General features: G+C 65.0%; 30 protein-coding genes and 1 tRNA gene. 18 read left to right on the top strand and 13 right to left on the bottom strand.

What is annotated here, in order from left to right:
• Positions 1-202: 202 nt before the first annotated feature.
• Both secA and ACFOHJ_RS14090 read left to right on the top strand, forming a co-directional pair.
• Positions 203-2,935 carry a preprotein translocase subunit SecA gene (secA, locus tag ACFOHJ_RS14095; protein WP_378221460.1) on the top strand — a complete coding sequence of 911 codons (2,733 nt, stop codon included), beginning with the start codon at positions 203-205 and terminating at the stop codon, positions 2,933-2,935.
• A gap of 38 nt (positions 2,936-2,973) precedes the next feature.
• Complete coding sequence (locus tag ACFOHJ_RS14090) at positions 2,974-4,284, top strand: NAD(P)/FAD-dependent oxidoreductase (RefSeq protein WP_378221458.1); 1,311 nt, start codon at positions 2,974-2,976, stop codon at positions 4,282-4,284.
• A gap of 221 nt (positions 4,285-4,505) precedes the next feature.
• On the opposite strand, the gene ACFOHJ_RS14085 is transcribed toward ACFOHJ_RS14090, so the two are convergent.
• Together ACFOHJ_RS14085 and ACFOHJ_RS14080 are read right to left on the bottom strand one after the other, a co-directional pair.
• Positions 4,506-4,691, bottom strand: a complete 186-nt coding sequence (locus ACFOHJ_RS14085; protein ID WP_378221456.1) for a hypothetical protein — start codon at positions 4,689-4,691, stop codon at positions 4,506-4,508.
• A 296-nt stretch (positions 4,692-4,987) separates the two neighbouring features.
• A tRNA-Leu gene (locus ACFOHJ_RS14080) sits at positions 4,988-5,072 on the bottom strand.
• Between the two features lie 212 nt (positions 5,073-5,284).
• Between ACFOHJ_RS14080 and ACFOHJ_RS14075 the strand changes: the two genes are divergently transcribed.
• Positions 5,285-5,872: a YqaA family protein gene (locus tag ACFOHJ_RS14075; RefSeq protein ID WP_378221453.1), complete on the top strand. Its 588-nt coding sequence runs from the start codon at positions 5,285-5,287 to the stop codon at positions 5,870-5,872.
• A gap of 27 nt (positions 5,873-5,899) precedes the next feature.
• Positions 5,900-6,415, top strand: a complete 516-nt coding sequence (locus tag ACFOHJ_RS14070; RefSeq protein ID WP_378221450.1) for a disulfide bond formation protein B — start codon at positions 5,900-5,902, stop codon at positions 6,413-6,415.
• A 27-nt stretch (positions 6,416-6,442) separates the two neighbouring features.
• On the opposite strand, the gene ACFOHJ_RS14065 is transcribed toward ACFOHJ_RS14070, so the two are convergent.
• Positions 6,443-7,000 (bottom strand): HNH endonuclease, encoded by a 558-nt coding sequence (locus ACFOHJ_RS14065; RefSeq protein ID WP_378221447.1) that lies wholly within the window; start codon positions 6,998-7,000, stop codon positions 6,443-6,445.
• 130 nt (positions 7,001-7,130) lie between these two features.
• Positions 7,131-7,772: a DNA-3-methyladenine glycosylase family protein gene (locus ACFOHJ_RS14060; protein WP_378221445.1), complete on the bottom strand. Its 642-nt coding sequence runs from the start codon at positions 7,770-7,772 to the stop codon at positions 7,131-7,133.
• A 68-nt stretch (positions 7,773-7,840) separates the two neighbouring features.
• Here ACFOHJ_RS14060 and gluQRS point away from each other — a divergent pair, with 68 nt between their 5' ends.
• Both gluQRS and ACFOHJ_RS14050 read left to right on the top strand, forming a co-directional pair.
• Positions 7,841-8,716: a tRNA glutamyl-Q(34) synthetase GluQRS gene (gene gluQRS / locus ACFOHJ_RS14055; protein ID WP_378221443.1), complete on the top strand. Its 876-nt coding sequence runs from the start codon at positions 7,841-7,843 to the stop codon at positions 8,714-8,716.
• Positions 8,717-8,833: 117 nt separating this feature from the next.
• Positions 8,834-9,724, top strand: a complete 891-nt coding sequence (locus ACFOHJ_RS14050) for a DMT family transporter (RefSeq protein WP_378221440.1) — start codon at positions 8,834-8,836, stop codon at positions 9,722-9,724.
• Here ACFOHJ_RS14050 and ACFOHJ_RS14045 read toward each other — a convergent pair.
• Positions 9,691-10,545: a YihY/virulence factor BrkB family protein gene (locus tag ACFOHJ_RS14045; protein ID WP_378221438.1), complete on the bottom strand. Its 855-nt coding sequence runs from the start codon at positions 10,543-10,545 to the stop codon at positions 9,691-9,693. The genes ACFOHJ_RS14050 and ACFOHJ_RS14045 overlap by 34 nt on opposite strands.
• Before the next feature lie 95 nt (positions 10,546-10,640).
• Between ACFOHJ_RS14045 and ACFOHJ_RS14040 the strand changes: the two genes are divergently transcribed.
• From ACFOHJ_RS14040 to ACFOHJ_RS14010, 7 genes are all read left to right on the top strand, one after another.
• Positions 10,641-11,456, top strand: a complete 816-nt coding sequence (locus ACFOHJ_RS14040; protein ID WP_378221435.1) for an SDR family oxidoreductase — start codon at positions 10,641-10,643, stop codon at positions 11,454-11,456.
• A gap of 17 nt (positions 11,457-11,473) precedes the next feature.
• Complete coding sequence (locus ACFOHJ_RS14035) at positions 11,474-11,665, top strand: twin transmembrane helix small protein (RefSeq protein WP_378221432.1); 192 nt, start codon at positions 11,474-11,476, stop codon at positions 11,663-11,665.
• Positions 11,666-11,677: 12 nt separating this feature from the next.
• Positions 11,678-12,259, top strand: a complete 582-nt coding sequence (locus ACFOHJ_RS14030; RefSeq protein ID WP_378221429.1) for a cob(I)yrinic acid a,c-diamide adenosyltransferase — start codon at positions 11,678-11,680, stop codon at positions 12,257-12,259.
• Between the two features lie 30 nt (positions 12,260-12,289).
• Positions 12,290-13,060, top strand: coding sequence for a rhomboid family intramembrane serine protease (locus tag ACFOHJ_RS14025; protein ID WP_378221428.1), 771 nt, complete (start codon positions 12,290-12,292; stop codon positions 13,058-13,060).
• Positions 13,061-13,268: 208 nt separating this feature from the next.
• Positions 13,269-14,018 carry an electron transfer flavoprotein subunit beta/FixA family protein gene (locus ACFOHJ_RS14020; protein ID WP_378221427.1) on the top strand — a complete coding sequence of 250 codons (750 nt, stop codon included), beginning with the start codon at positions 13,269-13,271 and terminating at the stop codon, positions 14,016-14,018.
• 24 nt (positions 14,019-14,042) lie between these two features.
• Positions 14,043-14,972 carry an electron transfer flavoprotein subunit alpha/FixB family protein gene (locus tag ACFOHJ_RS14015; protein WP_378221425.1) on the top strand — a complete coding sequence of 310 codons (930 nt, stop codon included), beginning with the start codon at positions 14,043-14,045 and terminating at the stop codon, positions 14,970-14,972.
• A gap of 142 nt (positions 14,973-15,114) precedes the next feature.
• Positions 15,115-15,993: a 3-hydroxybutyryl-CoA dehydrogenase gene (locus tag ACFOHJ_RS14010; protein ID WP_378221423.1), complete on the top strand. Its 879-nt coding sequence runs from the start codon at positions 15,115-15,117 to the stop codon at positions 15,991-15,993.
• A gap of 9 nt (positions 15,994-16,002) precedes the next feature.
• On the opposite strand, the gene ACFOHJ_RS14005 is transcribed toward ACFOHJ_RS14010, so the two are convergent.
• The 6 genes from ACFOHJ_RS14005 to ACFOHJ_RS13980 form a co-directional block, all read right to left on the bottom strand.
• Positions 16,003-16,302 carry a GNAT family N-acetyltransferase gene (locus ACFOHJ_RS14005; RefSeq protein ID WP_378221422.1) on the bottom strand — a complete coding sequence of 100 codons (300 nt, stop codon included), beginning with the start codon at positions 16,300-16,302 and terminating at the stop codon, positions 16,003-16,005.
• A complete protein-coding gene (locus ACFOHJ_RS14000; protein ID WP_378221420.1) occupies positions 16,299-16,925 on the bottom strand; it encodes an alpha/beta hydrolase in 627 nt (208 codons plus the stop codon). The genes ACFOHJ_RS14005 and ACFOHJ_RS14000 overlap by 4 nt, the downstream gene beginning before the upstream one ends.
• Before the next feature lie 5 nt (positions 16,926-16,930).
• Positions 16,931-17,863, bottom strand: a complete 933-nt coding sequence (locus ACFOHJ_RS13995) for a ring-cleaving dioxygenase (RefSeq protein WP_378221418.1) — start codon at positions 17,861-17,863, stop codon at positions 16,931-16,933.
• 209 nt (positions 17,864-18,072) lie between these two features.
• On the bottom strand, positions 18,073-19,455 hold the full coding sequence (locus tag ACFOHJ_RS13990; protein ID WP_378221416.1) for a PRC-barrel domain-containing protein: 1,383 nt from the start codon (positions 19,453-19,455) through the stop codon (positions 18,073-18,075).
• A 240-nt stretch (positions 19,456-19,695) separates the two neighbouring features.
• Positions 19,696-20,157, bottom strand: a complete 462-nt coding sequence (locus ACFOHJ_RS13985) for a hypothetical protein (protein ID WP_378221414.1) — start codon at positions 20,155-20,157, stop codon at positions 19,696-19,698.
• Between the two features lie 19 nt (positions 20,158-20,176).
• Positions 20,177-20,500 (bottom strand): DUF883 family protein, encoded by a 324-nt coding sequence (locus ACFOHJ_RS13980; RefSeq protein ID WP_378221412.1) that lies wholly within the window; start codon positions 20,498-20,500, stop codon positions 20,177-20,179.
• 280 nt (positions 20,501-20,780) lie between these two features.
• Here ACFOHJ_RS13980 and ACFOHJ_RS13975 point away from each other — a divergent pair, with 280 nt between their 5' ends.
• Entirely contained in the window at positions 20,781-21,182 is a 402-nt protein-coding gene (locus ACFOHJ_RS13975) for a response regulator (RefSeq protein ID WP_378221411.1), read from the top strand.
• Here the strand turns inward: ACFOHJ_RS13975 and ACFOHJ_RS13970 are convergent.
• Complete coding sequence (locus tag ACFOHJ_RS13970; protein WP_378221408.1) at positions 21,155-21,703, bottom strand: sigma-70 family RNA polymerase sigma factor; 549 nt, start codon at positions 21,701-21,703, stop codon at positions 21,155-21,157. The two genes, ACFOHJ_RS13975 and ACFOHJ_RS13970, sit on opposite strands and share 28 nt — an antisense overlap.
• Positions 21,704-21,705: 2 nt before the next feature.
• Complete coding sequence (locus tag ACFOHJ_RS13965) at positions 21,706-21,906, bottom strand: NepR family anti-sigma factor (protein WP_378221406.1); 201 nt, start codon at positions 21,904-21,906, stop codon at positions 21,706-21,708.
• A 214-nt stretch (positions 21,907-22,120) separates the two neighbouring features.
• Between ACFOHJ_RS13965 and ACFOHJ_RS13960 the strand changes: the two genes are divergently transcribed.
• The 4 genes from ACFOHJ_RS13960 (at position 22,121) to ACFOHJ_RS13945 (ending at position 24,785) form a co-directional block, all read left to right on the top strand.
• Positions 22,121-22,915 carry a response regulator gene (locus ACFOHJ_RS13960; protein ID WP_378221404.1) on the top strand — a complete coding sequence of 265 codons (795 nt, stop codon included), beginning with the start codon at positions 22,121-22,123 and terminating at the stop codon, positions 22,913-22,915.
• A gap of 72 nt (positions 22,916-22,987) precedes the next feature.
• Positions 22,988-23,152, top strand: coding sequence for a DUF1328 domain-containing protein (locus ACFOHJ_RS13955; RefSeq protein WP_378221587.1), 165 nt, complete (start codon positions 22,988-22,990; stop codon positions 23,150-23,152).
• 247 nt (positions 23,153-23,399) lie between these two features.
• Positions 23,400-24,386 carry a sensor histidine kinase gene (locus ACFOHJ_RS13950; protein WP_378221402.1) on the top strand — a complete coding sequence of 329 codons (987 nt, stop codon included), beginning with the start codon at positions 23,400-23,402 and terminating at the stop codon, positions 24,384-24,386.
• 78 nt (positions 24,387-24,464) lie between these two features.
• Positions 24,465-24,785: a hypothetical protein gene (locus tag ACFOHJ_RS13945; protein WP_378221400.1), complete on the top strand. Its 321-nt coding sequence runs from the start codon at positions 24,465-24,467 to the stop codon at positions 24,783-24,785.
• The last annotated feature ends 74 nt before the right edge of the window (positions 24,786-24,859 follow it).

Genomic DNA, 24,859 nt, shown 5'->3' with positions numbered 1-24,859 from the left:
ACCGGAATATGGCGGAATCTGGCGTCAAAGGGGAATATGCAGCGCCGTTGACATCGATTGAGCCCCCTCTTATCTGTCCACCGACTCCGCGTCCAGAACCGTTTTCGGGCGCTTTTCGGTGTTTTGTTCCCCTCGTGGCGGATTTCGATGGCGCTCGGCAGCGCTGTCGCGACGGCCAGGAATACAAGCAAAGGGACCATTTATGGTCAGTTTCGGCGCTCTCGCCCGCAAGGTATTCGGTTCCGCCAACGATCGCCGCGTCAAGGCGACCAAGCCACGGCTTCAGGCCATCAACGCACTGGAAAACGAAATTCGGGCGCTTTCCGACGACGAGTTGAAGGCCCGCACCCAGAAATTCCGCGAGGAACTCGCCAACGGCAAGACGCTGGACGACCTGCTCGTCCCGGCTTTTGCGACGGTGCGCGAGGCCGCCCGCCGCGTGCTCGGCCTGCGCCCCTTCGACGTGCAGTTGATCGGCGGCATGGTGCTGCACGACGGCGGCATCGCCGAGATGCGCACCGGCGAGGGCAAGACGCTGGTCGCGACCGCCCCCGTCTACCTCAACGCGCTAGCCGAGAAGGGCGTGCATGTCGTTACCGTCAACGACTACCTGGCCAAGCGCGACGCCGAATGGATGGGCCGCATCTACAAGTTCCTCGGCCTCAGCGTCGGCATCATCGTCCACGGCATGGACGACGAGGAGCGCCGCGACGCCTATAATTGCGACGTCACCTACGCCACCAACAACGAGCTCGGCTTCGACTATCTGCGCGACAACATGAAGTACGAGCGCGCCCAGATGGTGCAGCGCCCGCACAATTACGCGATCGTCGACGAGGTCGACTCGATCCTGATCGACGAGGCGCGCACGCCGCTGATCATTTCCGGCCCGCTCGAAGACCGTTCGGAGATGTACAACACCATCGACGCCTTCATGCTGAAGCTGGTGCCCGCCGACTACGAGATCGACGAGAAGCAGAAGACCTCCACCTTCACCGAGGAAGGCACGGAAAAGCTGGAGAACATGCTGCGCGATGCCGGCCTGCTGAAGGGCGAATCGCTCTACGACGTCGAGAACGTCGCCATCGTCCACCACGTCAACAACGCGCTGAAGGCGCACCAGCTTTTCCAGCGCGACAAGGACTATATCGTGCGCAACGGCGAGATCGTCATCATCGACGAGTTCACCGGCCGCATGATGCCCGGCCGCCGATATTCCGAAGGCCTGCACCAGGCGCTCGAGGCCAAGGAGCATGTGCAGATCCAGCCGGAAAACCAGACGCTGGCTTCCATCACCTTCCAGAATTACTTCCGCCTGTACAAGAAGCTCGCCGGCATGACCGGCACGGCGCTGACCGAGGCCGAGGAATTCGGCAACATCTACGGGCTCGAGGTCACGGAAATCCCGACCAACGTCCCGGTCCAGCGCATCGACGAGGACGACGAGGTCTACCGCACCGTCGAGGAGAAGTACCAGGCGATCGTGCGCGAGATCAAGGAAGCGCACGCCAAGGGCCAGCCGACGCTGGTCGGCACCACCTCGATCGAGAAATCCGAGCAACTGGCCGAGCGCCTGCGCAAGGACGGCTTCAAGGACTTCGAAGTGCTGAACGCGCGCCACCATGAGCGCGAGGCGGCGATCGTCGCCCAGGCCGGCAAGCCCGGCGCCATCACCATCGCCACCAACATGGCCGGCCGCGGCACCGACATCCAGCTTGGCGGCAACGCCGACATGCGCATCGCCGAGGAATTGGCCGACATGCCGGAAGGCCCGGAGCGCGAGGCGCGCGAGGAGGAAATTCGCGCCGACGTCGCGCGGTTGAAGGAACAGGCGCTGGCCGCCGGCGGCCTCTACGTGCTCGCCACCGAACGCCATGAATCGCGGCGCATCGACAACCAGCTTCGCGGCCGCTCGGGCCGCCAGGGCGACCCCGGACGCTCGAAATTCTTCCTGTCGCTCCAGGACGACCTGATGCGCATCTTCGGCTCCGAGCGCATGGACGGCATGCTGCGCAAGCTCGGCCTGAAGGAAGGCGAAGCCATCATCCACCCGTGGATCAACAAGGCGCTGGAAAAGGCCCAGACCAAGGTCGAGGCCCGCAACTTCGACATCCGCAAGAACCTTTTGAAATACGACGACGTCTCCAACGACCAGCGCAAGGTGGTGTTCGAACAGCGCCTCGACCTGATGGACGGCGAGGGCCTCGGCGAAATGGTCGCCGAGATGCGCAACGGCGTCATCGAGGAGATCGTCGCCAAGAACATCCCCGAAAACGCCTATGCCGAGCAGTGGGACGTCGCCAACCTCAAGGCCGAGGTGCAGCAGTACCTGAACCTCGACCTGCCGATCGAGGAATGGGCGCAGGAAGAAGGCATCGCCGAGGACGCGATCCGCGAGCGCATCACCGCCGCCGTCGATGCCGCCGTGGCCGACCGCGCCGAGCGTTTCGGCCCCGAAGTGATGACCTATGTCGAGCGCTCCGTCGTGCTGCAGTCGCTGGATGCATTGTGGCGCGAGCACATCGTCAACCTCGACCACCTGCGCTCGGTCGTCGGCTTCCGCGGCTACGCCCAGCGCGATCCGCTGCAGGAATACAAGGGCGAGGCCTTTGAGCTGTTCCAGACGATGCTCGGCAACCTGCGCCAGATCGTCACCGGCCAGCTGATGCGTGTCGAGCTGGTACGCCAGGCCGCCGACGCCCCGCCGCCGGAAGCGCCGGAAGCCTATGGCAGCCATATCGACGGCACCACCGGCGAGGACGACTTCCACAGCGGCGACACCGCCGTCCTGGTGCGGCAGGAAGCCGGCGCCGTCGTCGCGCCGGAAGACCGCGACCCGAAGAACCCGGCAAGCTGGGGCAAGGTCGGCCGCAACGAACTGTGTCCGTGCGGTTCGGGCAAGAAATACAAGCACTGTCACGGCGCTTTCGTTTGACGTAGGGTCGCCGCCTAGACCCGCAACCGGAAACGACGATGAGCCCGAACCCGGCACGACCTTCCCAGCCGGAGCGCCGGCACGTCACCATCATCGGGGCCGGCTTCGTCGGCCTCGCCTCGGCGCTCTGGCTGCAGATGCGCGGTTTTCAGGTCACGCTGGCGGACAGGGAGCCGCCGCTCGGCAACGCGGCATGGCGGCAGGCCGCCAGCTACGGCAATGCCTGCACCTTCGCACCCCAGGCGGTGCTGCCTGTCTCCACGCCGGGCCTCGTCTGGCAGGTGCCGCGGATGATCGCGGACCAGAACGGGCCGCTGGCGATCCGCTGGCGCTACCTGCCGCATCTCCTGCCGTGGCTTCTCGCCTTCCTGCGCGCCGGCCGTGAAGCCGAAGTCGCGCGCATCATCGCGGTGCTGGCCTCACTGCTCAACCGGGCCGAAGCGGGCTGGATGCCGCTGATCGAGACCGCGAACGCCGAGCCGCTCCTGCGCCGAACCGGCTGCCTCTACCTCTACAAGTCGCAGGCTGAATTCGATGCCGCCGACGACTGGCATCGCCGACGCGAACAACACGGCGTCAACCTCACCCGGCTCGACGCCAGCCAGGTCCGCGAACTGGAACCGAACGTCGCCCCGCTCTACCACAGCGGCGTGCTGTTCAACGACGCCTTCACCATCGACAGCCCCCGCCGGCTTGCCGCCGCCCTCGCGCAGGCGATCGTGGAGCGAGGCGGCAAATTCCTGACCGGCGAGGCGACGAACCTTCGCCGCGCGGGCTCGCGCGTCGCCTTCTCCATCGACGGAGCCGACCACGAGGCGGACCATCTGGTGGTGGCGTCGGGCGCCCGCTCGGCGCTGCTCGCCCGCCAGGTCGGCGACCGCATCCTGCTCGACACCGAGCGCGGCTACCATGTGCTGTTCCCCGAGGCGGGCAAGCTCCTGAACCGGCCGGTCTGTTTCGTCGAGGAAGGCTTCTACATGACGCCGATGGCGGACGGCCTGCGTGCCGCCGGGACCGTCGAACTCGGCGGGCTCTCCGCCCCGCCCAGCGCCAACCGCATCGAGATCATCCGCAAGGGAGTCGGAAAGCTTGTTCCCCGTGCCGGCGAAGCCACGGAAACGTGGCTCGGCTTCCGCCCGTCGATGCCGGATTCGCTGCCGGTGATCGGCAATTCCCCCGAACTGCCCAACGTCACCTACGCCTTCGGCCACGGCCATATTGGCCTGACGCTGGCCGGCGTCACCGGACGGCTCGTGGCCGAGCTCGTCAGCGGCGAGACCCCGGACATCGATATGACGCCGCTCCGGAGCGACCGGTTCGGCCGCTGGGGCGGCAAAAGACAAGCTTAGCAGCGAACAACGCGGGCACGCAAAAGTCCATCGGCCGTCGGGGTTGCGAGGAGTCCGAAGGACGCCGGCCGGTCAGGAAGCGGAGAGCGAACCCACCAAGGCGCTTGGATCAACGGTCAGGTACTGCGCACCAATGGCGGTATGATCTGAATTGCCGTTACCTCGCACCTGGCAGGAACGGCGGACGGGTGAGGCTAACGCCGACCGCCAGGAATCGGGTGTCAGGCAGCGTCTTCGAGTTTCCGCCGCTTGTAAATTTCGTTCAGTACCTCGCAGGCCGCTGCCGCCTCTGACTTGCTCAGACCAGCCAGGAGTTGGTCGGCAAAAACGACTGGCTCTTCCTTCTCTTTGTCCCAAACCATCCAAAGGTCGTGCGGGTCCAGAACGAGCTCGAAACGGTCTTCCATAACCTTGCTGTCTCCCATCGCGCGGCGGCACACTGCGGCTTTGCGAGAGCAAGATCTGGCCGATTCGGCTGAATCAACCCTTTCAGGGTTTGTTAAGATTTAGCTAGCATTCGAGCAAATTCGCCCCGCAGCCATAGGCTCGCGCCATGCCGAACGAGGTTGGGTCGACAGCGCCCGGCGCCAACGCAAGCGTCGCCCTGCAGGGTATTGTTGCATGTCAGGAAAACCGCCTGGAAAGCGACTAATCTGTCTTCAATTCTCGAGCCTATCGAGAATACGCGATAAAAAGGGTCGAATGGTGCGGGTGGTCGGAATCGAACCGACACTCCTTTCGGAACCGGATTTTGAGTCCGGCGCGTCTACCAGTTCCACCACACCCGCACAGGCGCTGCCGGATTGGTCCGGCTGGGCGCGAACTACACGCCCCGACCCCCGCTCGTCAACCGCTTTGCATGTGCGTTTCCTTACGGCCATGACGGCTCCCGCCCTGCGGCGATAACGAACGCCCCGGCGGCGGATGATTTCGTGAGCGCATGGCCATTGTATGCCGGTGCGAATTTTCCTATTGCTGCGGCGCATCCCGAGGACAAAGCATGCTGCGTGGACTGTATGACTGGACCTTGTCGCTCGCGGCAAGGAAATCCGCCGAATGGTGGCTCGCCATCATCGCCTTCGTCGAAAGCTCGGTCTTCCTCGTCCCGGCGGACGTGCTGTTCCTGCCGATGTCGCTGTCGCGTCCGGGCCGCGCCTACCGCTATGCGCTGGTGGCGACCATCGCCTCGGTGCTGGGCGGTATTGCCGGCTGGTTCATCGGTCACTACGCCTATGACGCGCTGGCCCGGCCGATCCTCGAATTCTACGGCAAGTTCGACGAGTTCGAGCACCTGCGGCTCTCCTCGGGCGACGGCATCATCCTCTTGATGCTGGTCACCTCTGGGCTGGCGCACCTGCCGCCGATCAAGGTGGTGACGATCCTCGCCGGCGTCGTCGGCTTCCCGCTCGGCTGGTTCATCGTCTCGGCCGTCGTGGCGCGCGGCGCGCGTTTCCTGCTCCTGGCCTGGCTGCTGCGGCGCTATGGCGAGTCGATCCGCGACTTCATCGAAAAACGCCTGGGGCTGATTGCCGGCCTCGCTGCCGGCGTCCTAATTCTGCTCTACATCATCGTCAAATACATCGCCTGAGCAGAGCCGCCAGACCGGAGCACGAGCATGATCTCGACCATCGAAGCCACCGAAAGCACCCGCAGGCTGACCGCGCTTTTCCTCGCGGTCGCGATGGCGGCCGTGGTCGGCAGCGCGCTCGCCTTCCAGTACATCGGCGGCTACATCCCCTGCAAGCTCTGCTACGAGCAGCGCATCCCCTACTATGTCGGCGTGCCGCTGATGCTGCTTGCCGCCCTTGCCTCGGCGCTGCGCGCGCCGGCGTGGATCACGCGCGGCCTGCTCGCCGTCGGCGGGCTGCTGATGTTCTACGGCATGTGCCTCGGCATCTACCACTCGGGCGTCGAATGGGCCTGGTGGCCGGGCCCGACCGACTGCACCAACGTCGCCGGCCCGGTCGATACCGGCGGCAACGGCGTGCTCGATGCGCTCGACAAGTTCGTTCCGCCTTCCTGCGACAAGGCGGCGCTGCGCATTCTCGGTCTGTCCATGGCCGGGTGGAACGTCATCGCCAGCCTGGTGCTGGCCATCGTCGCCTTCCGCGGGGCCTTCGCCCGCCGCTGACAGCCATCGCTGACTGGTTGTCAGCGATCAGGGTTCGAGTTCGACGTCCCAGTAAAGATAGTCCATCCAGCTTTCGTGCAGATGGTTAGGCGGGAACAGGCGGCCGTTGTTGTGCAGGTCCTGCACGCTGGGCTGGTAAGGCTTCTGGCGCGGCCACATCTTCGCCTGCGCCGGCATCAGGCCGCCCTTCCTGAAATTGCAGGGCGAACAGGCTGCTACCACGTTGTCCCACGTCGTTGCCCCGCCGCAACGACGTGGGACCACATGGTCGAAGGTGAGGTCCTCCAGCGATCCGCAATACTGGCACTGGAAGCGATCGCGCAGGAACACGTTGAAGCGCGTGAACGCCGGATGGCGCATCGGCTTGACATAGGCCTTGAGGCTGACGACGCTGGGCAATCTCATCGAGAAAGTGGGCGAGGAAACGGCCTGCTCGTACTCGGCGACGATGTTCACGCGGTCGAGGAACACAGCCTTGATGGCGTCCTGCCACGACCACAGCGACAGGGGGTAATAGCTGAGCGGGCGATAGTCCGCATTCAGCACCAAAGCAGGAAGCCCATCCGCAGATACGGCGACCGTCACGCTCTCGACCTCCTAGACTCAAGGACCGGTACGATGGCGATACTGTAAGCCCGACATGACAGGGATGTGAAGCAGATTATCGGGCCGGCACACCGCCGGGAACGCGTGATTTTCGCACATTTTCGTGGCCTCAAGCAGGCGGCACCGCCTCACGGCCCTTCAATTCGCGATAGTAGGCCCAGAACAGCCGGGCAGCGACGCCCCGCCACGGCGACCATGATTCGGCAATCGCCGCGAGCGCCTTTTCCGCCGGGCGCGGTTCGATGCCGAGCGCATGGCCGACCGCCGTCTGCAACGCCACGTCGCGGGCAGGGAAAATGTCCGGATGGCCGGCGGCGAACAGCAGATAGACCTCGGCCGTCCACGGGCCGATGCCGGACACCGCCGTCATCAGCGTCATCGCCTCGCCGGCATCGAGCACGCACAGCCGGTCGAGGTCGAGCCCGTCGGCGACCGCCTGCGCCACCGCGAGCAGGCCGCGCTGCTTGGGCCGCGACAGGCCGGCGTCGCGGAACACCGTCTCTCCGGCGGCCAGGATCGCCTGCGGCGTCAGCGGGTCGACAAGCCGCTCGAGCCGCCCGAAAATGGCGTCGGCGCTGGCGCGCGACACCTGCTGGGCGACGATGATCGAGGCCAGGCTGCGGAACCCCGGTTCCGAGAGCCTTAGCGGCACCTCGCCCGCCATTTCGCGCACCCGGGCAAGGCGCGGGTCGATCACGCTCAATTCCTCGAGGCCGCGCCCGACGTCTTCCAGTGTCACGATGCGTTGCATGGTTTCCTTGTCGCCCCCGCCGGGGCAAAGTAGCAACCGAAAACAGCGTCGCAACCCGATTCCAGCGCATGACCCGCCCGACCTTCCGCTTCGCGCCCAGCCCGAACGGCGAACTGCACCTCGGCCACGCCTATTCGGCGTTGCTCAACCAACAACTGGCGCAGGCGAGCGCCGGACGCCTGCTGCTGCGCATCGAGGACATCGACACCACGCGCTGCACGCCGGAATTCGAAGCCGGCATTTTCCGCGACCTCGAATGGCTCGGCTTCAGTTGGGCAGAGCCCGTGCGCCGGCAATCGGAGCATTTTGCCGAGTACCAGGCAGCGCTCCAGCGGCTGGCCCGCGAGGAACTGGTCTATCCGGCCTTCATGAGCCGCGGCGACATCCGCGCATTCATCACCGAACGCGAGCAGCGCGGCGAAAACTGGCCGCGCGACCCGGACGGCGCGCCGCTCTATCCCGGCATCGACAAGACGCTCTCCACGCGAGAGCGCAACCGGCGCATCGATGCCGGTCTTCCTTTCGCCTGGCGGCTGGACGTCGAGGCGGCGATGGCGCGCATCGGCACACCGCTGTCATGGACGGAATTTACCGACGAGACACTGGGCGCGACGAGCGAGGTGGAGGCCCGCCCGCGGGACTGGGGCGACGTCGTCGTCGCCCGGCGCGAGGTGCCGACCAGCTACCATCTCTCCGTCGTGGTCGACGATGCGCTGCAGGGCGTCAGCCATGTCGTGCGCGGGCGCGACCTATTCTTCGCCACCTCGGTCCAGCGGCTGTTGCAGCAACTGCTCGGCCTGCCGAAACCGGCCTATTTCCATCATCGGCTGGTCCTGGGTCCTGACGGGCGCAAACTGTCAAAGAGCCAGGCCGCCACCGGCCTTTCCGCCCTGCGCGAAAACGGCGCGACGCCGCAGGCAATACGGCAACTGGTCGGTCTCTGACCTCAGTTCCACCAAATCGGCCATCAATTTCAATCATTCTATGAATCAGCCGTTTCGTTTTGCCAGAAGCGGCAAATCACCCTACAGGCAGTTCCGTCTCAAGCAGCCACGGTTTCGATGCCCAGCCTCAAGCGGTTCATTCCCGCCATTTTCGTCGTCCTGTGGGCCACCGGGTTCATCGGCGCGCGCTACGCCATGCCGTGGGCGGAGCCGTTCACCTTCCTTTCCATGCGCTTCGTGATCGCGGCGCTGCTGCTGCTGTCCATCGCCACCCTGCTCGGAGCCAGGCCGGCAAGCGGCGACGAGGCCCTGCATGCCATGGTTGCGGGCATGCTGTTGCACGGCGTCTATCTTGGCGGTGTTTTCTGGTCCATCCACCGCGGCATGCCCGCGGGGCTGTCGGCGCTCATTGCCGGGCTGCAACCGCTCCTGACGGCGGTGATCGCGGGCAGGCTGCTTGGCGAGAAAATCCTGCCCCGCCACTGGATCGGCCTTTGCATCGGCTTTGCCGGCGTCATCGTGGTGTTGTGGCCGAAGCTCGGTGAACTCGGCAGCGGCATCACCGCCGGCACGCTCACCGCTTCCCTCCTGTCGGTGCTGGGCATTACGCTCGGCACCATCTGGCAGAAGCGCCGTTCGGCCGGGAGCAGCCTCCTGTCCACCACCGCCTGGCAATATGTCGGCGGCGCGCTCGTGGTCCTGGCGGGCTCGTTCCTGACCGAGACGCAGACCATTACCTTCAACGGCGAACTCCTCTTCGCGCTGGCCTGGCTGGTGCTGGTGCTGTCGATCGGCGCCATCTTCCTGCTGATGGTGATGATCCGCGACGGTGAAATGTCGAAGGTGGCTTCGGTGTTCTACCTGGTGCCGGGCGTAACCGCCATCATGGCCTGGGTCCTGTTCGGCGAGCGGCTCGATCCGCTCCAGGTCGCCGGCCTGCTGATCGCCACCTTCGGCGTGGCGCTGGCGACGGTTCAACCGGCGACGCGGGCTCGGGCCTCCAGGTAACGGCTGATCGCGGCGTTGAACTCGCCGCCGAGGATGAAGATCGCCGAGACGATGTAGAGAAACACCACCGCGATCATGATCGAGGCAAGGCCCGCATAGGTGCTCACATAGGACGAGAAATGGTCGAGATAACTGGCGAAGGCGGTCGAGCCGATGAGCCAGCCGACCAGCGTGAACAGGATGCCGGGCACCAGCGACAGAAACGGCCGCCTGCCCGCCGGCAGCCAGTAATGCACGGCGAACAGGCCGCCGACGATGACCGTCGAGGCGACGACATAACGCCAGGAATTGATGGTGCCCATATAGGGCTTGATCCATTCGATATGGGCTTCCGCCAGCCGCGCCAGGATCGGCGCCAGCACCAGGAGCACGCTGATGATCAGGATGCCGATGGTGGCGATGACGACGAAGAACAGGCTCTGCGCGCGCCGGTAGAGGATGCCCCGCGTTTCGGTGACGCGATAGGCGCGGTTCAGCGAGGTGCGCAGGGCCTCGATGCCGTTCGAGGCGAAATAGGCGGCAAGCACGACGCCGTAGGTCAACAAGTCGGTGCGCTGGACGGTGAGCACGTTCCTCACCTCGGCGGCGATCGGCTTGGCGATCTGCGCCGGCCAGGTGTCGAACACCAGGTGCACGGCGGTATCGGCGAAGGCGTCGGCGCCAAGGAAGCTGGCCAGCGTGGTGGCGAAGATCAGGAACGGAAACAGCGCCATCAGGGCGGTGATCGCCAGATGACTGGACATGGCCCAGCCGTCGTCATTGTTGAAATGGCCGAGCGCGTCGTAAAGGACGCGTTTGACGGCAACGACGGTTCTCAGCAAGAAAGCGTCCTGTGATTGTTTCCCGACCGCGAATATGGGAAGGGAACTCCGCAAATGGCAAGCGTCGAAGGCGAAACGGCCCTCCGGTGAAAGAGTTGCGCACCATTCTCGTCACCGGCGCCTCTTCCGGGATAGGCGCCTATTGCGCCCGTGCGCTCAAGGCGGACGGCTGGCGCGTGCTGGCGACGGCGCGCAACCGCCAGGCCCTAGCCGCCCTTGAGGCCGACGGCATCGAGGCCTTCCATCTCGACTATACGGACAGCGCGTCGATCGAGCGGCTGGTGGCGGCGGTGCTGGAGCGCACCGGCGGACGGCTGGACGCACTCTACAACAACGGCGCCTATGCGCAGGCCGGTGCGGTCGAGGACCTGCCGGTGGAAGTCCTGCACCGGCAGTTCGAGGCGAATTTCTTCGGCTGGCACGAACTGACCCGGCTCGTCCTGCCCGCGATGCGCCGGCTGGGCCACGGCCGCATCGTCCATTGTTCCTCGATCCTGGGCCAGATGCCGCTGCCCTATCGCGGCGCCTACTGCGCTTCCAAATACGCGCTCGAGGGCCTGATGCTCAGCCTGCGGCAGGAGCTTGCCGGCAGCGGCATCCACGTCTCGCTGATCGAGCCCGGCCCGGTGGCTTCCAGCCTGCACGAAAACGGCCTGCCGCTGTTTCTCGGGTCCGTCGACCGGGAAAATTCCGTTCACCGCGCGGCCTATGAACGGCAACTGCGGTCTGGTGCCGGGCGCAACCGCGCCAAGGCCGGGCCGGAAGTGGTCTACAAGGCGCTGCGGCATGCGCTTCTGTCGCGGCGCCCGCGGCCGCATTATGTGGTAACGCTGCCGGCCAGAATCGGTATTCTATTGAAGCGCATCCTTCCTGCAGCCTTGTTTTACCGGCTTCTCGCCAAAAGCACCTGACCGAACTGGACACGCCCATGAGCACCGCTTTCAAGATTTTTGCCATCATCGTCATGTTCGCCGTGGTGGCGGTCCTGATCCGCGGCCTCATCAACATGATGAAGGGCGGCGACGGCATGACCTCCAATAAACTGATGCAGATGCGCGTCCTGCTCCAGTTCGTGGCCATCGTCCTGATCCTGCTGGCCGTCTTTTTCACGCGCGGATAAAGGGGGGCCGACATGGTCAAGCTGAACAAGATCTACACCCGCACCGGCGACAAGGGCACGACCGGCCTCGGCAGCGGCGAGCGGCGGCTGAAATCCGACCTCCGCATCGACGCCTACGGCACCGTCGACGAGGCCAACGCCTGCATCGGCATGGCCCGCATCCACACCGGCGCGAGCCATCCGGCCATCGACGCGATGCTGAGCCGCATCCAGAACGACCTGTTCGACCTTGGCGCCGACCTCGCCGTGCCAGACACCGGCAAGCCGCTGAAATACGAGCCCCTGCGCATCACCGCCTCGCAGGTGACGCGGCTCGAAAACGACATCGACCTCATCAACAAGGACCTCGAGCCGCTCAAGTCCTTCGTGCTGAACGGCGGCTCCCCGGCGGCGGCGGCGCTGCACCTGGCGCGCACCGTGGCGCGGCGCGCCGAACGCCTCATGGTCGGGCTCGCCCAGAATCCGGCCGAGCACGTCAACCCCGAGGGCATCAAGTACATCAACCGCGTCTCCGACCTGCTGTTCGTCGCCGCGCGCGCCGTCAATGACAACGGAAACGCCGATGTGCTATGGGTGCCGGGCGAAAACCGCTGACCATTCCGCCGGCGGGCGGGGGAGTACCCGATGTTCATCCCGCTCTACGACACCAACCACCTGCGCACCATCCGGCTGCAATATGTGACGATCGCCCTGATCGTCCTCAACGTGGGCGCCTACCTGGCGACCACCATCGGCGGCGAAAGCTTCGCCAACGCCGCCGTGCTCGGCCTGAGCTTCATTCCCTCCGTGGTCCACCACACTGCGGAACTGGCCCCGCAATTCGTCATCATCCCGGAAAATCTCAGCTACCTGACCTATTCCTTCCTGCATGCCGACATCTTTCATCTCGGCGGCAACATGCTGTTCCTGTGGGTGTTCGGCGACAATGTGGAGGACGCGCTCGGCCACTTCCGCTATTTGTTGTTCTATGTCGCCTGTGCCATCGGCGGGGCTTTCTTCCACGGGCTGGTCGCGCCGGATTCGCAGGCCCCGCTGATCGGCGCCTCCGGCGCCATCGCCGGCGTGGTCGTCGCCTATCTCATCCTGTTCCCGCGCGTGAAAATCTGGATCCTGGCCTTCGCCCGCATACCGCTGCGCATCCCCGCCTACATCCCGCTGGCGCTGTGGATCCTGCTCCAGTTCACCATGTTCGCCATGGGTGGCGAGGACCAGATATCGTGGGCCTGCCATATCGGCGGCATCATTTCGGGGGCGGTGCTCGTGCTGCTGCTCCGGCGCCGCAACGTCCCCCTGAGCGACGAGGCCATGCTTTCGCCGTTGCCGGCCACGGCCCCGCCGCGCAAGATCGCCGAGCCGGCCGACGGCGCGCCTCCCCCGCCTTGGGACAGGGTCTGATTCAACCGATTTTGCCGAATTTTGATCCAGCTCGTATATTGACGCGGAAAGGACCCGCAATTACGGTCCGCGCGCTTGTGGAAGCCGCTCCGCCACCACTGAGACGGCTGAACAACGGAATCTCCATGAAAAATGTCGGCTTTCGACAAATTCTTGGGAGCGCGTGCTGCTACGGCTCGCTCCAAACCATCGTAGAGGTGTCAAGCAGATGAAAGTTCTGGTTCCCGTAAAGCGGGTAGTCGATGCGAACGTGAAGGTTCGGGTTAAGGCTGACGGGTCGTCGGTCGAGCTGGCGAACGTGAAGATGGCGATGAACCCGTTCGACGAGATCGCGGTGGAAGAGGCGATCCGGCTGAAGGAAGCCGGCAAGGTGGAAGAGATCGTGGTGGTCTCGATCGGGCCGCAGCAGGCGCAGGAGACGCTGCGCACGGCGCTGGCCATGGGCGCGGACCGGGCGATCCTGGTCAAGGTTGACGGCGAGGTCGAGCCGCTCGGCGTCGCCAAGGTCCTGAAGGGCGTGGTCGAGGCCGAGCAGCCCGGCCTGGTCATCCTCGGCAAGCAGGCGATCGACGACGATTCCAACCAGACCGGCCAGATGCTGGCGGCGCTGCTGGGCTGGGCGCAGGGCACCTTTGCTTCCAAGATTGAGCTTGGCGGCGACAAGGCAAAGGTGACGCGCGAGGTCGACGGCGGGTTGCAGGTGGTGGACCTGAAGATGCCGGCGATCATCACCGCCGACCTTCGCCTCAACCAGCCGCGCTATGCCTCGCTGCCCAACATCATGAAGGCCAAGAAGAAGCCGCTGGACGAGAAGAGCCCGGCCGATTTCGGCGCCGACGTTACGCCGCGGCTGAAGGTGCTCAAGACCGAGGAGCCGAGCGGCCGCAAGGCAGGCGTCAAGGTGGCTTCGGTGGCCGAACTGGTCGACAAGCTCCGCAACGAAGCCGGCGTGCTTTGATCAGCAGGAATAGGAGATAAGAACATGGCCATTCTTCTGATTGCCGAACACGACAACGCAACCCTTTCCGACCAGACCGCCAAGGCGCTGTCGGCCGCACTCGAGATCGGCTCCGATGTGCATGTGCTGGTGGCCGGCAAGGGCGCCAAGGCTGCCGCCGATGGCGCCGCCAAGCTCAAGGGCGTGAACAAGGTGCTGCTGGCCGAGGCCGACGAGCTGGCTGAGCAGCTGGCCGAGCCGCTGGCGGCGCTGGTCGTATCGCTGGCCGGTTCCTACGACACCATCGTGGCACCGGCCACCGCCGTCGGCAAGAGCGTTGCCCCGCGCGTGGCGGCCCTGCTCGACGTGGCGCAGGTGTCGGAGATCATCGAAGTGGTTTCGCCCGATACCTTCAAGCGTCCCATCTATGCCGGCAACGCCATCCAGACGGTGCAGGCGACCGACGCCAAGAAGGTCGTCACGGTGCGCACCGCCGGCTTCCAGGCAGCCCTCGAGGGCGGCTCGGCCGCCGTCGAGGCGGTCAAGGCGGCGGCCGATCCCGGCCTGTCGAGCTTCGTCGAGAACCGGCTGTCGGAAAGCGACCGCCCGGAACTGACCTCGGCCCGCATCATCATCTCGGGCGGCCGTGCGCTCGGCTCGTCGGAAAAGTTCCAGGAAGTGATCCTGCCGGTCGCCGACAAGCTCGGTGCCGCCGTCGGCGCAAGCCGTGCGGCCGTCGACGCCGGCTATGCGCCCAACGACTGGCAGGTCGGGCAGACCGGCAAGGTGGTGGCGCCCGACCTCTACATCGCCTGCGGCATCTCCGGCGCCATCCAGCACCTGGCCGGCATGAAGGACTCGAAGGTCATCGTCGCCATCAACAAGGACGAGGAAGCCCCCATCTTCCAGGTCGCCGACTACGGCCTCGTCGCAGACCTCTTCGTCGCCCTTCCGGAACTCCAAAAGGCGCTTTGACCTACATTATCGACCCGTATTAGACTGGTGCCGAAAGGCGGGGAGACCAACGTCTCCCCGCCTTTCTGATTTGCGCTGCACAAAAAATCAGCTAGGTTGCACTGCACAAAAAGCAGGCGAACAGCGTGGAACGGGATCGGTCATGAGTAAGATTGAAACGATCGGCATCATCGGGGCTGGCCAGATGGGCGGCGGCATCGCCCACGTCTCGGCGCTGGCCGGCTACAACGTGCTCATCCATGACGTTTCCGTGGACCGCATCGAAAAGGGCATCGCCACGATCAACGGCAACATGGCGCGGCAGGTCGGCGGCGGCAAGCTGGAAGAGGCGGCCCGCCAGCAGGCGATGGGCCGCATCGCGACGGCGGCTTCGATGGCCGACCTCGCCGGCGCCGATCTCGTGATCGAGGCCGCGACCGAGGACGAGACCGTCAAGCGCAAGATCTACGCGCAACTTTGCCCGCAACTGAACCCGGAGGCGATCCTCGCCACCAACACCTCGTCGATCTCGATTACCCGCCTTGCCTCGCAGACAGACCGGCCCGAGCGCTTCATCGGCATTCATTTCATGAATCCCGTCCCGGTGATGAAGCTGGTCGAACTGGTGCGCGGCATCGCCACCGAGGACCAGACGTTCGAGGCGGCGAAGGCCTATGTGAACCGGCTGGAAAAGACGATCACGGTGTCGGAGGACTTCCCGGCCTTCATCGTCAACCGCATCCTGCTGCCGATGATCAACGAGGCCATCTACACGCTTTACGAGGGCGTCGGCTCCGTCGAGGCCATCGACACGGCGATGAAGCTCGGCGCCAACCACCCGATGGGGCCGCTGCAACTGGCCGACTTCATCGGCCTCGACACCTGCCTGTCGATCATGCAGGTGCTGCATGAGGGCCTGTCGGATTCCAAGTACCGGCCCTGCCCGCTGCTGGTGAAATATGTCGAAGCGGGCTGGCTCGGCCGCAAGACCGGCCGCGGCTTCTACGACTACCGCGGCGAGCATCCGGTACCGACCCGCTGAACCCTCTTCTTATTGGGACAGCACGTCCGCCCATTCCTTGTGGCGCCGGAACTGGGCGGCCGCGAACGGGCAAAGCGGAATGATCGTCTTGCCGGCCGCGCGGGCATCCTCGACCGCGCGCGCCACCAGCCTCAGGCCCGCGCCCTGCCCCCGGAAAGCGTCCGGCACGCCGGTGTGGTCGATGATGATCTTTTTCTCGCCAACCCTGGTGAAGGTCATTTCCGCCTCGGCCCCGTCCGGGCCGCGCAAAACATAGCGGCCCTTCGCACCCTGGTCCTCGAGTTCGATTTCCGGCAATTCGCCCGTCATTGTTTGTTCTCCCTGCCGTCGGCGGCAAGAAACAGCCGCGCCGCCTCGATTTCGTTGGGGCGCACCTCATGGCCGCCCTCGTGCCACTCCAGCATGACATCGGCCTGCGCTGCCCGCAAATCGCCAGCCAGGCGCTCTGTCAACGCCGGCGGGCAGATCGGATCATGGCCGCCGGCCGTGATCAGGATGCGCCGCCCGGCCAGGTCGCCGTTCACCTGCGGCGAAAACGGGATCAGCGGGTGCATCAGCACCGCCGCATCGAACAGGCCAGGCTCGGCGAAGATCGCCGAGGCCAGGATGTTGGCGCCGTTCGAATAGCCGAGCCCGAGCACGCGCGACGGTTTCTGCGCCTCGACATGGGCGGCCACGAAGCCGGTCATCTTGGCGGTCGCCCGCGCCAGGTCCGCCATGTCGTAGACGCCCTCGCCGGTACGGCGGAAGAAACGCGCCGCGCCATATTCCGAGACATCGCCGCGCGGCGAAACGATGGTTGCATCCGCCAGCAGTTCTCGCCCAAGTGAAACAAGCTGGGTTTCGTCCGCGCCGGTGCCGTGGAAGACGAAGAACAGCGGCCCGCCCGGCGAACCGGGCAAGGCCTTGTGGATGTAAGCGTCAATAGCCATCGTCGTCACTCCCCGAGCGGCTGGAGATGTTTTTCGAGATAGGGCCGCAGGTGCTCGTGCTGCTTCGGCAGCTTGAGCGCCTCGCCGAGATGGGCGGTGTCCTCGTCGCGGTCGAAGCCCGGCTCGTTGGTCGCCACCTCGAACAGGACCCCGCCCGGCGTGCGGAAATAGATCGCCCAGAAGTAGTCGCGATCGATCACCGGCGTCACCTGGTAGCCCGTATCGGCAAGCGCCTTGCGCACTTCCAACTGCTTGGCGCGGTCCTCGACGGCAAACGCCACATGATGGACGGAGCCGGCCCCGAGACGGGCCAGCGGCGCGCCGGGCAAGGTCTCGATGTCGACGACATCGGCGCCGTTGCCGCCCGGGATCGCCAGACGGCGGATTGCCCCGGAACGATCCACTTCCTGGTAGCCCATATATTTCAGCAGCTCCTCGGTCGCGCCGCCGTCGCGCAGGCGCAGCGACACCGAATGGAAGCCGCGGATCGCCTCGTCGGCCGCCACGTCGCCCTTGCTCCACGGCGCGCGGTTGTCCGCCTTGTCCTCGACAAGGGCAAAGCCGTCGCCGTCCGGCCCGGAAAAGGCCAGGCGCTTTTCGCCGAATTTCTCCTCGCGGGAGACGCCCGAGACCGCCTTGTCGGCAAAGCGCTTTTCCCAATAGCCCAGCGTGCCCTCGGGAACGGAATAGACGGTGGTGCCGACCTCGCCGACGCCGGGATGCCCCTTGGCGATATGCGGGAACGGGAAATAGGTCATTACCGAACCGGGCGTGCCGCGCTCGTCGGCGTAATAGAGGTGGTAGACGTCCGGCGCGTCGAAATTGACGGTCTGCTTCACCCGGCGCAGGCCGAGCGTGTGCGTGAAAAAGGCGTTGTTCTGGCGCGCGTCCGCCGCCATCGAGGTGACGTGATGCAGGCCCTTGATCTGGTCGAGCATGATCCTTGCTCCTTCCTGTCTTGCGCGGCCCTTGCCGCTGTCCACGCCAATATGGGCCCACTCCCTGGCGCGGCAAAGGCCGCAAACACAGCAAGGACTGTGCTCTATTGGTGAACGACGCGTGCTTCATCGTTCACTTCGCTCTATGCAAAAAGAACCCGCGCCGGTCGGGGCGCGAGTTCCACAGTCCAGCGAAGCCTGGCAGGGGGCTACTGCACCATCATGCGCTGCTCGTCGCGCTTCTCGGTGTAGCTGCCCTTGTCATAGGCCGCCTGCTTCTCGAGCTGGTCCTTGGTAAGCGACGTGTAGAGATACTTCTTGCCGTTCTTGTCGGTCATGAACTTGAGGTGATCCATGGCCACCGCGACTTCCTTCGCGCCGATGCCGAGGAAGCCGCCCACGTCCACGATCACCGCATCGACCTTCTGGTCGGCCGACAGGGCGACATCGCCGATCTCGCCGATCTTGACGTCGTCGGCGCCATAGACCGTGGTGCCGACCAGATCCTGACTGCGGATGTCGCCGACCGGCATCTCGGTCAGCGTGGACTTGTCGATCGCGGCCGTCTTGGTTTCGTCGGTCCCGGCCTCGGTGCCGGTGGTCTCATTCGTAGCCGTGCCTGTTCCGGTCTCGGCCGGCGCATTTCCGGCCGTATCGGTGGAAGGAGCCGCCGGCGACGCCTCGGCCGGGGCAGCTGCGGTAGGCGCCGGGGCAGCCGTGTCGTTCGACGCGGCGGCCGGCGTGCCGCCCGGATCATAGGCCTTGCGGTTGAAGTCAGGCAGTTTCTCCAACTGCTCCTTGGTGGCTTCGACCACCAGCCAGCGGTCGCCGTTCTTGGTCGCCCACTGGGCCTTGTCGTAGTCGAAGGCGACGCTTTTCTGGCCCATGCCGAGGAAGCCGCCGACGCCGATGATCAACGACCGCGCCTGGTTGTCCTTGTCGAGCAGGATGTCGTTGACGTTGCCGATGTTCTGCGCGTCGTCGCCGGTGCCGTTATAGACGTTCTCGCCGATGATCTGGCTGGCGAGGTTTCCTTCCGCTGCGCCGGCAGGAGCCGGGGCCGGTGTCGACTGGGCCGTATCCGAGGAAGGCGCCATGGTACCGGCCGGGGCCGTTCCGTCATTGGGCGCCATCGCGTTGTCGCCCGCAGCCTCGCCGGTTCCGGCAGGCTGGTAAGGCGCCGGATCGAACTCGGGCTGGGCCTGCAGCGCCTCCTTGGTGGTGTCGGCGACCAGCCAGCGGTCGCTGCCCTTCTCGGCCCATTTCAGCTTGCTGAAGTCGTAGGCGACCTTCTTGTCGCCGACGCCGAGGAAGCCGCCGACGCCGATGACCAGCGACTTGGCCTTGCCGGCATTGTCGAGGATCACGTCGCTGACCTTGCCGATGCTTTGGGCGTCGTCCGCCGTGCCGTTATAGACGGATTCGCCGATGATGTTGGTGACGATGCTGCCATTGTCCAGCGTCACGATCTTGGTGGGGGCGGATTGCTCCATCGTCGGGGCGGCCGGGGCCGGTGCGGTAGCATCCTGCGCATAGGCGCCCGAAACGAGAAGCGTCGCCAGTGCCGTTGTAGCCATAAGTTTCCGCATCATGGTACTCTCTCCTTGTGCAGGTAAAAATGCACGCCGCGCCCGGCTGACCTGTAGCTGGGGATGTCGGACACGGCATCGGTGTGTTCACAACGTCGCGATTGGCATCTTGTTCCGAACGCAAAAGAGCGGTTTCGGAAAGCCAGCTCGGACCTCTTGCAGGCAGAGATAAACGCCCGTTGCAGCCAAGAGCGGCGTCAGGCCGCCCTTGGCACGCGCGCCGAAAAGATCGGCATCCGTGGGCTATTCCGGCTTTTTCGAGCCGGAATCCCCGTCAGGCTTGGTGTTTTCCTTGTAGATCGCATAAGCGGCCGCAGCCAGCGCCGGTGCAAGCAGCGCGCCGAGGCCGCCCTTGCCGCGCAACAGCGTCGGCAGCAGCGTGAGCGCGGTGGTGACCACGATCGCGGTCATGTCCGCCTTGCGCCGCTTCGACCGCTCGGCCTCGCGGCTGCCGGCCGAAAGCTTGTAGACCAGCAGGACAAGGCCGCTCAGAACGAGAAAGCCGACGCCGAAGCCCAGCGCCGCATGCATGGAACCATAGCGGTACGACGCCGCAATGAAGGCGGCGCCGACCAGGAAGCCGACGCCGCAAAGTGCGGCTGTACCCGCGAGCAGATAGACGATCGCGGCCACGCGCGCCCGGCGGATGGCGGCGGCGGTCTCGCCGGATGCGAGCCCCGCGATCAGCGATGTGAGCGTCCCCATTCCTTCTGTTCCGCTATGGTCAGCGACGGGACAGGAGCGCGAAAAGGTAGCCGACGGCCGCGGCGATCGCCAGCGAGGTGATCGGCTTCTCGCGCACATGGGCGGTCACCTGCGCCTCGATGTCCTCGGCACTGCCACGCAGCCCGCCCAGCGCCGCCTCTCCACGCGCCCGCAACTGCTCCACCCCTTCCGCTGCCGCCCGGCGGGCCGCGCCATAGCCGTGCTCGCCGGTCGCCGCCAGTTGCGCGGCAAGCTTTTCGATATCCGCCTTCAGCTGCCGGATATCGGCTTCGAGGTCCGGGTTGACGCCATTGTCGGGGGTCATCTTGCCTGCTGCGGCCATTGCCTGCTCCCTTGGTAGGCATGTCTTGCCGGAGCCTCGACGTGAGGAAGACATGCGCGAAATCACAAAAATGAAGCGCATCGCCGATCGGGAAGATGGCGACACGCTGGCGGTCGGTAGGAACGCACCGCACGCGCGAAAGTTCCAAGGCCGGCCGGCCGACGCCGGACTCAGCGGCGCTTGTTTCAGATTGAAGCAACTTGTGATCCGCCTGCGACAGTTTTATCGGACGCCTCGCGCGTTATAGGCCATGAAGGAGTTTGGCAAAAAGGAGACGCCCTTGGCCCTATTGCTTGACGGTCTGCGTGTCCTCGTCCTCGAAGACGAAGCCTTGATCGCGATGGATGTCGAACAGCTTTGCCTGGAACATGGCGCAAGCCATGTTACCGTTCTCGGTGATCTTGCCGAAATCGATGCAGAGGCTGCCGCAGCCGGCTTCGATGCCGCGATCGTGGACCTGATGCTCGGCGGCGTCTCGACGCTCGATTTCGCCCGGCAGCTACGCGACCGCAAGGTCCCCTTCGTCTTCGCCACGGGACATTCCGAGACCGAGGAGATCAAGCAGGCGTTTCCCGGCGTCATCCTGGTGGGCAAGCCCTATTCGGGCCTCGACCTCATCGAGGCGGTGGCGAGGAGCCGCGGCGCCCCCGCGCCTCAGGAATTCGGCGACGCCATCACCTGAGTGGAGATCGCGTCCGGGCCGTACTCGTCTTCGCCGGAAATTTCGAGGATTTCCTGCAATTTGGCCCGCGCGCGGCTGACCCGGCTCTTGATCGTCCCGACGGCGCAGCCGCAGATTTCGGCGGCTTCCTCGTAGGAAAAGCCGGATGCGCCGATGAGGATGATCGCCTCGCGCTGGTCCTCCGGCAAGCGCTCGAGCGCGGCGCGGAAATCCTTGAGGTCGAGCTGTCCCTGCTGGGCCGGATGGACGGCAAGGCGCGCCGTCATGATGCCCTCGCTGTCCTGGACCTCGCGGCCGCGCTTGCGCATCTGCGAATAGAACTCGTTGCGCAGGATGGTGAACAGCCACGCCTTCAGGTTGGTGCCCATCTGGAAGCTCTCGTGCTTGTCCCACGCCTTGACCAGCGTTTCCTGCACCAGATCGTCGGCCCGGTCAGCGTTCTGGGCCAGAGAAACCGCAAACGCTCTCAGGCTTGGAATGGCGCCAAGCAAATCCGTCTTAAACCCCTGGGAAACGGCCATCGCTACCCCTTTTTCGCAGATGGCTCGGCCTGTTCCAACTGCGCTAGCAACTGGGCGAAGCGGTCCGGTACTTCATCGGATACCAGATCATCGTAATATTGCTTGAGCTTGCGCCCGACTTCCGAATTCACGCCCAGTGGATCGCCGGTTCGCCGTTGCCTGACAACGTCGTCCGCCGATTCCCGCTTGTTTTTTTCCTTCATGATCTCCCCAACCACCCCGGCTTCCACTTTTTTTCACGCCACCTGCCGCGGCAGGCCTCCTCGTCCAGCCACCGATCGCCTTACAACGCCGTCGCCGGAAATTGGTTCCGGCCGCCCGGAACTTTTTCCGGAACTCGACGTTTATGCCGTCGGGGCTTGCATTTCGTCCAGCCTGCATCTTATGCAAAGACGTCATCTGAGGGAGATGGTCATCATGGGTTTGTCCGCAACAATCGCGCCGCATCTGCCGTACCTGCGCCGCTTCTCGCGCGCCGTCTCCGGGTCGCAGGAAAGCGGCGACGCGCTCGTCGCCGCAATGCTCGAGGCGATCATCGCCGACGTGGACATCTACCCGCAGGCCTCCAACGACCGCATCGCCCTCTACAAGATATTCGCCAAGCTGTTCACCTCGGTGGCGATCCGAGTGCCGCAGGAAGAAGCGCAATCGGCATGGGAGCAGCGCGCGGCCGCCAACCTGAATGCGCTGGCGCCCTTGCAGCGGCAGGCTTTCCTGCTCGTGGCCGTCGAAGGCTTCAGCGAGGAAGAAGCGGCTGAAATCCTCGACGTCGACGAGAACCGTTTCTCCGACCTCCTGGCGCAGGCGAGCAACGAGATTTCGCGACAGGTGGCAACCGATGTCCTCATCATCGAGGACGAACCGCTGATCGCCATGGATATCGAGGAAATGGTCGAAAGCCTCGGCCACCGCGTCGTCGGCACGGCCCGCACCCATGCCGAGGCCGTGGCGATGTTCGGCAAGGCCCGCCCGAAGATGGTGCTGGCCGACATCCAGCTTGCCGACGGCAGTTCCGGCATAGATGCCGTCAACGAGATCCTGGCCTCGACGCCGGTGCCGGTGATCTTCATCACCGCCTTCCCGGAACGCCTGCTGACCGGCGAGCGGCCGGAGCCGACCTTCCTCGTCACCAAGCCTTTCAACCCGGACATGGTCAAGGCCCTGATCAGCCAAGCCCTGTTCTTCGAGCGTCAGGCAAAAGCGGCCGCCTGACGGCTCTTCTTTCCATGAAAAGCGGAACCAACGACGCAACGTCGCGTTTTCCGGTCCGAAGGGAGTTTGGCGATGCTTTACTGGACGCTTGTATTCCTTGTGGTCGCGATCATTGCCGGCGCCTTGGGCTTCGGCGGGATCGCAGGCGCATCTGCCGGGCTGGCGAAGATCCTGTTCTTCATCTTCCTGGCCTTCCTGGTGATCTCCCTCATCGCCGGCATTTTCAGGCGAACGTGAGAAGGGCCGCCCACAACTCGCCCTTCGCTGGAAACCGCCTCGCGCAGACGGTTTCCAGGTACCAAGCGCGTTCCATGAGCACCTCGCTCGGCAAGCTTCCGTCCGGATCGGCAGGGACGGAGCCTGGTTTTCCCGCAGACTCCCGCATCGATTCCAAAGCATCAGGCCCCGTGGGGACCAATGGGTTGGCTGGCCAATGAGTCCCGCAGACAGCAAAGTTCCGACATCACGCGCCGCCAGGACGGACATGATAACCCCGCCGGCCGGCAGCAATGCCCAGGTCGGCCGCGCCTTGCTGCACGCGCTACGCAATGCCGGCATTTCCGTGCTTTATCAGGACAGGACGCTCAAAACCGTGTGGGCCCGCAACATGCGCGCTCCCTGGGAGGACAACGCCGGGGACGACGAGGGCGCCGCCCTGCCCCCCCTGCAGGCAGAGCGGCTGGACGCGGCCCGCCAACGCGTGGCCAGTTCATCCAACCCCGAACGGCTTGAACTCAACGTTCCCGGTCCGAACGGCATGCGCTGGTTCGAAGTATGGGTCGACGCCGATGTCGACGAGGACGGTGCCATTCTAGGCGTCGTCACGACCAAGGTCGAAACCACGGAGCAGAAGCGCCGCGAGCAGACGCTGAAGACGCTGCTGCGCGAGGTCAGCCACCGGTCGAAGAATCTCCTCGCCATCATCCAGAGCATCGCCACGCAGACCGGCCGCTATTCGGGGACGCTGGCCGACTTCCTCGTGCGTTTCCGCGGCCGCCTGCACTCGCTCGCCTCCTCGCAGGACCTGGTCACCTCCTCTAACTGGCGCGGCGCCAAGCTGCGCGACCTCGTCTCCAACCAGGCCGAGCGCTACCTGGCCAACCCGGAACGCAGCCTGCGCTTCGACGGCGACGACCCCTACCTCAACCCCAATGCCGCGCTGCACATCGGCCTGGCCATGCACGAACTGGCCGTCAACTCCGTCAGCTACGGCGCGCTTTCGCAGCCGCAGGGCTTTGTCGAGGTGACTGCCCGGATGATCCAGCCTCCCGAAGGCGACAAGACGCTGCTCCTGATCTGGGCCGAGAACATCGGCGCCCAGCACGTGCGCCAAAGCGCCAAGCGATTCGGCAGCGTCGCGCTCGAGCGCGTCGTGCCGACCTCCCTCAATGGGCAATCGTCGCTGGAAATAAAGGACAGTCGCCTCGAATACAGGCTCAGCGTGCCGCAGAGCAATTTCGAATCCGACTGAACCGGAGAGCCTGCATCGGCATCTGCGATGGAACCATGAGCGCCCCTTGGCCGTTTCCGCACGACAAGGGACCCCGCCATGGAACATATTGCAGCCCTGCTTTTGATCGTCGGATGCAACAACGGCCTCGACCAGTGCCGCGAGCTTCCCGCGCCGGTTGCCGTGTTCGAGACCGTGTCGGAATGCGCCGCGCAGCGTCCGAAAGCCATCGCGAGCCTCGCCCATGTCGAGCCGCGCCTTTTCAGTCGATGCCTGGTGGTCGACCCGGCGCTGGAAGACGACTACGACCAGATCACCTGGAACGTGCGCGCCGACGGCACATTCGAGGCCGCTATCAGCGTGACGGGCGCCGTGGTGGCGTCGAACGGCTACCCGTCCCGGCAACGCCACGCCGACTAGGGCGGTGTCTAGGCAGCGTCACGGCTCCCATGATATAGGCGAGACGGGACGTTAAACGAGGAACGTAAAGTGAG

The sequence above is a fragment of the Aquamicrobium soli genome, from assembly GCF_042646345.1.
Lineage (GTDB): Bacteria > Pseudomonadota > Alphaproteobacteria > Rhizobiales > Rhizobiaceae > Mesorhizobium > Mesorhizobium soli_A.
This window is presented reverse-complemented; position numbering and strand designations above follow the sequence as displayed.

Bases quoted from the DNA above. Each gene is read 5' to 3' on its own strand.
- secA (WP_378221460.1), top strand. From the start codon at position 203: ATGGTCAGTTTCGGCGCTCTCGCCCGCAAGGTATTCGGTTCCGCCAAC.
- ACFOHJ_RS14090 (WP_378221458.1), top strand. From the start codon at position 2,974: ATGAGCCCGAACCCGGCACGACCTTCCCAGCCGGAGCGCCGGCACGTC.
- ACFOHJ_RS14085 (WP_378221456.1), bottom strand. From the start codon at position 4,691: ATGGAAGACCGTTTCGAGCTCGTTCTGGACCCGCACGACCTTTGGATG.
- ACFOHJ_RS14075 (WP_378221453.1), top strand. From the start codon at position 5,285: ATGCTGCGTGGACTGTATGACTGGACCTTGTCGCTCGCGGCAAGGAAA.
- ACFOHJ_RS14070 (WP_378221450.1), top strand. From the start codon at position 5,900: ATGATCTCGACCATCGAAGCCACCGAAAGCACCCGCAGGCTGACCGCG.
- ACFOHJ_RS14060 (WP_378221445.1), bottom strand. From the start codon at position 7,772: ATGCAACGCATCGTGACACTGGAAGACGTCGGGCGCGGCCTCGAGGAA.
- gluQRS (WP_378221443.1), top strand. From the start codon at position 7,841: ATGACCCGCCCGACCTTCCGCTTCGCGCCCAGCCCGAACGGCGAACTG.
- ACFOHJ_RS14050 (WP_378221440.1), top strand. From the start codon at position 8,834: ATGCCCAGCCTCAAGCGGTTCATTCCCGCCATTTTCGTCGTCCTGTGG.
- ACFOHJ_RS14035 (WP_378221432.1), top strand. From the start codon at position 11,474: ATGAGCACCGCTTTCAAGATTTTTGCCATCATCGTCATGTTCGCCGTG.
- ACFOHJ_RS14030 (WP_378221429.1), top strand. From the start codon at position 11,678: ATGGTCAAGCTGAACAAGATCTACACCCGCACCGGCGACAAGGGCACG.
- ACFOHJ_RS14025 (WP_378221428.1), top strand. From the start codon at position 12,290: ATGTTCATCCCGCTCTACGACACCAACCACCTGCGCACCATCCGGCTG.
- ACFOHJ_RS14020 (WP_378221427.1), top strand. From the start codon at position 13,269: ATGAAAGTTCTGGTTCCCGTAAAGCGGGTAGTCGATGCGAACGTGAAG.
- ACFOHJ_RS14015 (WP_378221425.1), top strand. From the start codon at position 14,043: ATGGCCATTCTTCTGATTGCCGAACACGACAACGCAACCCTTTCCGAC.
- ACFOHJ_RS14010 (WP_378221423.1), top strand. From the start codon at position 15,115: ATGAGTAAGATTGAAACGATCGGCATCATCGGGGCTGGCCAGATGGGC.
- ACFOHJ_RS14005 (WP_378221422.1), bottom strand. From the start codon at position 16,302: ATGACGGGCGAATTGCCGGAAATCGAACTCGAGGACCAGGGTGCGAAG.
- ACFOHJ_RS14000 (WP_378221420.1), bottom strand. From the start codon at position 16,925: ATGGCTATTGACGCTTACATCCACAAGGCCTTGCCCGGTTCGCCGGGC.
- ACFOHJ_RS13995 (WP_378221418.1), bottom strand. From the start codon at position 17,863: ATGCTCGACCAGATCAAGGGCCTGCATCACGTCACCTCGATGGCGGCG.
- ACFOHJ_RS13990 (WP_378221416.1), bottom strand. From the start codon at position 19,455: ATGATGCGGAAACTTATGGCTACAACGGCACTGGCGACGCTTCTCGTT.
- ACFOHJ_RS13985 (WP_378221414.1), bottom strand. From the start codon at position 20,157: ATGGGGACGCTCACATCGCTGATCGCGGGGCTCGCATCCGGCGAGACC.
- ACFOHJ_RS13980 (WP_378221412.1), bottom strand. From the start codon at position 20,500: ATGGCCGCAGCAGGCAAGATGACCCCCGACAATGGCGTCAACCCGGAC.
- ACFOHJ_RS13970 (WP_378221408.1), bottom strand. From the start codon at position 21,703: ATGGCCGTTTCCCAGGGGTTTAAGACGGATTTGCTTGGCGCCATTCCA.
- ACFOHJ_RS13965 (WP_378221406.1), bottom strand. From the start codon at position 21,906: ATGAAGGAAAAAAACAAGCGGGAATCGGCGGACGACGTTGTCAGGCAA.
- ACFOHJ_RS13960 (WP_378221404.1), top strand. From the start codon at position 22,121: ATGGGTTTGTCCGCAACAATCGCGCCGCATCTGCCGTACCTGCGCCGC.
- ACFOHJ_RS13955 (WP_378221587.1), top strand. From the start codon at position 22,988: ATGCTTTACTGGACGCTTGTATTCCTTGTGGTCGCGATCATTGCCGGC.
- ACFOHJ_RS13950 (WP_378221402.1), top strand. From the start codon at position 23,400: ATGATAACCCCGCCGGCCGGCAGCAATGCCCAGGTCGGCCGCGCCTTG.
- ACFOHJ_RS13945 (WP_378221400.1), top strand. From the start codon at position 24,465: ATGGAACATATTGCAGCCCTGCTTTTGATCGTCGGATGCAACAACGGC.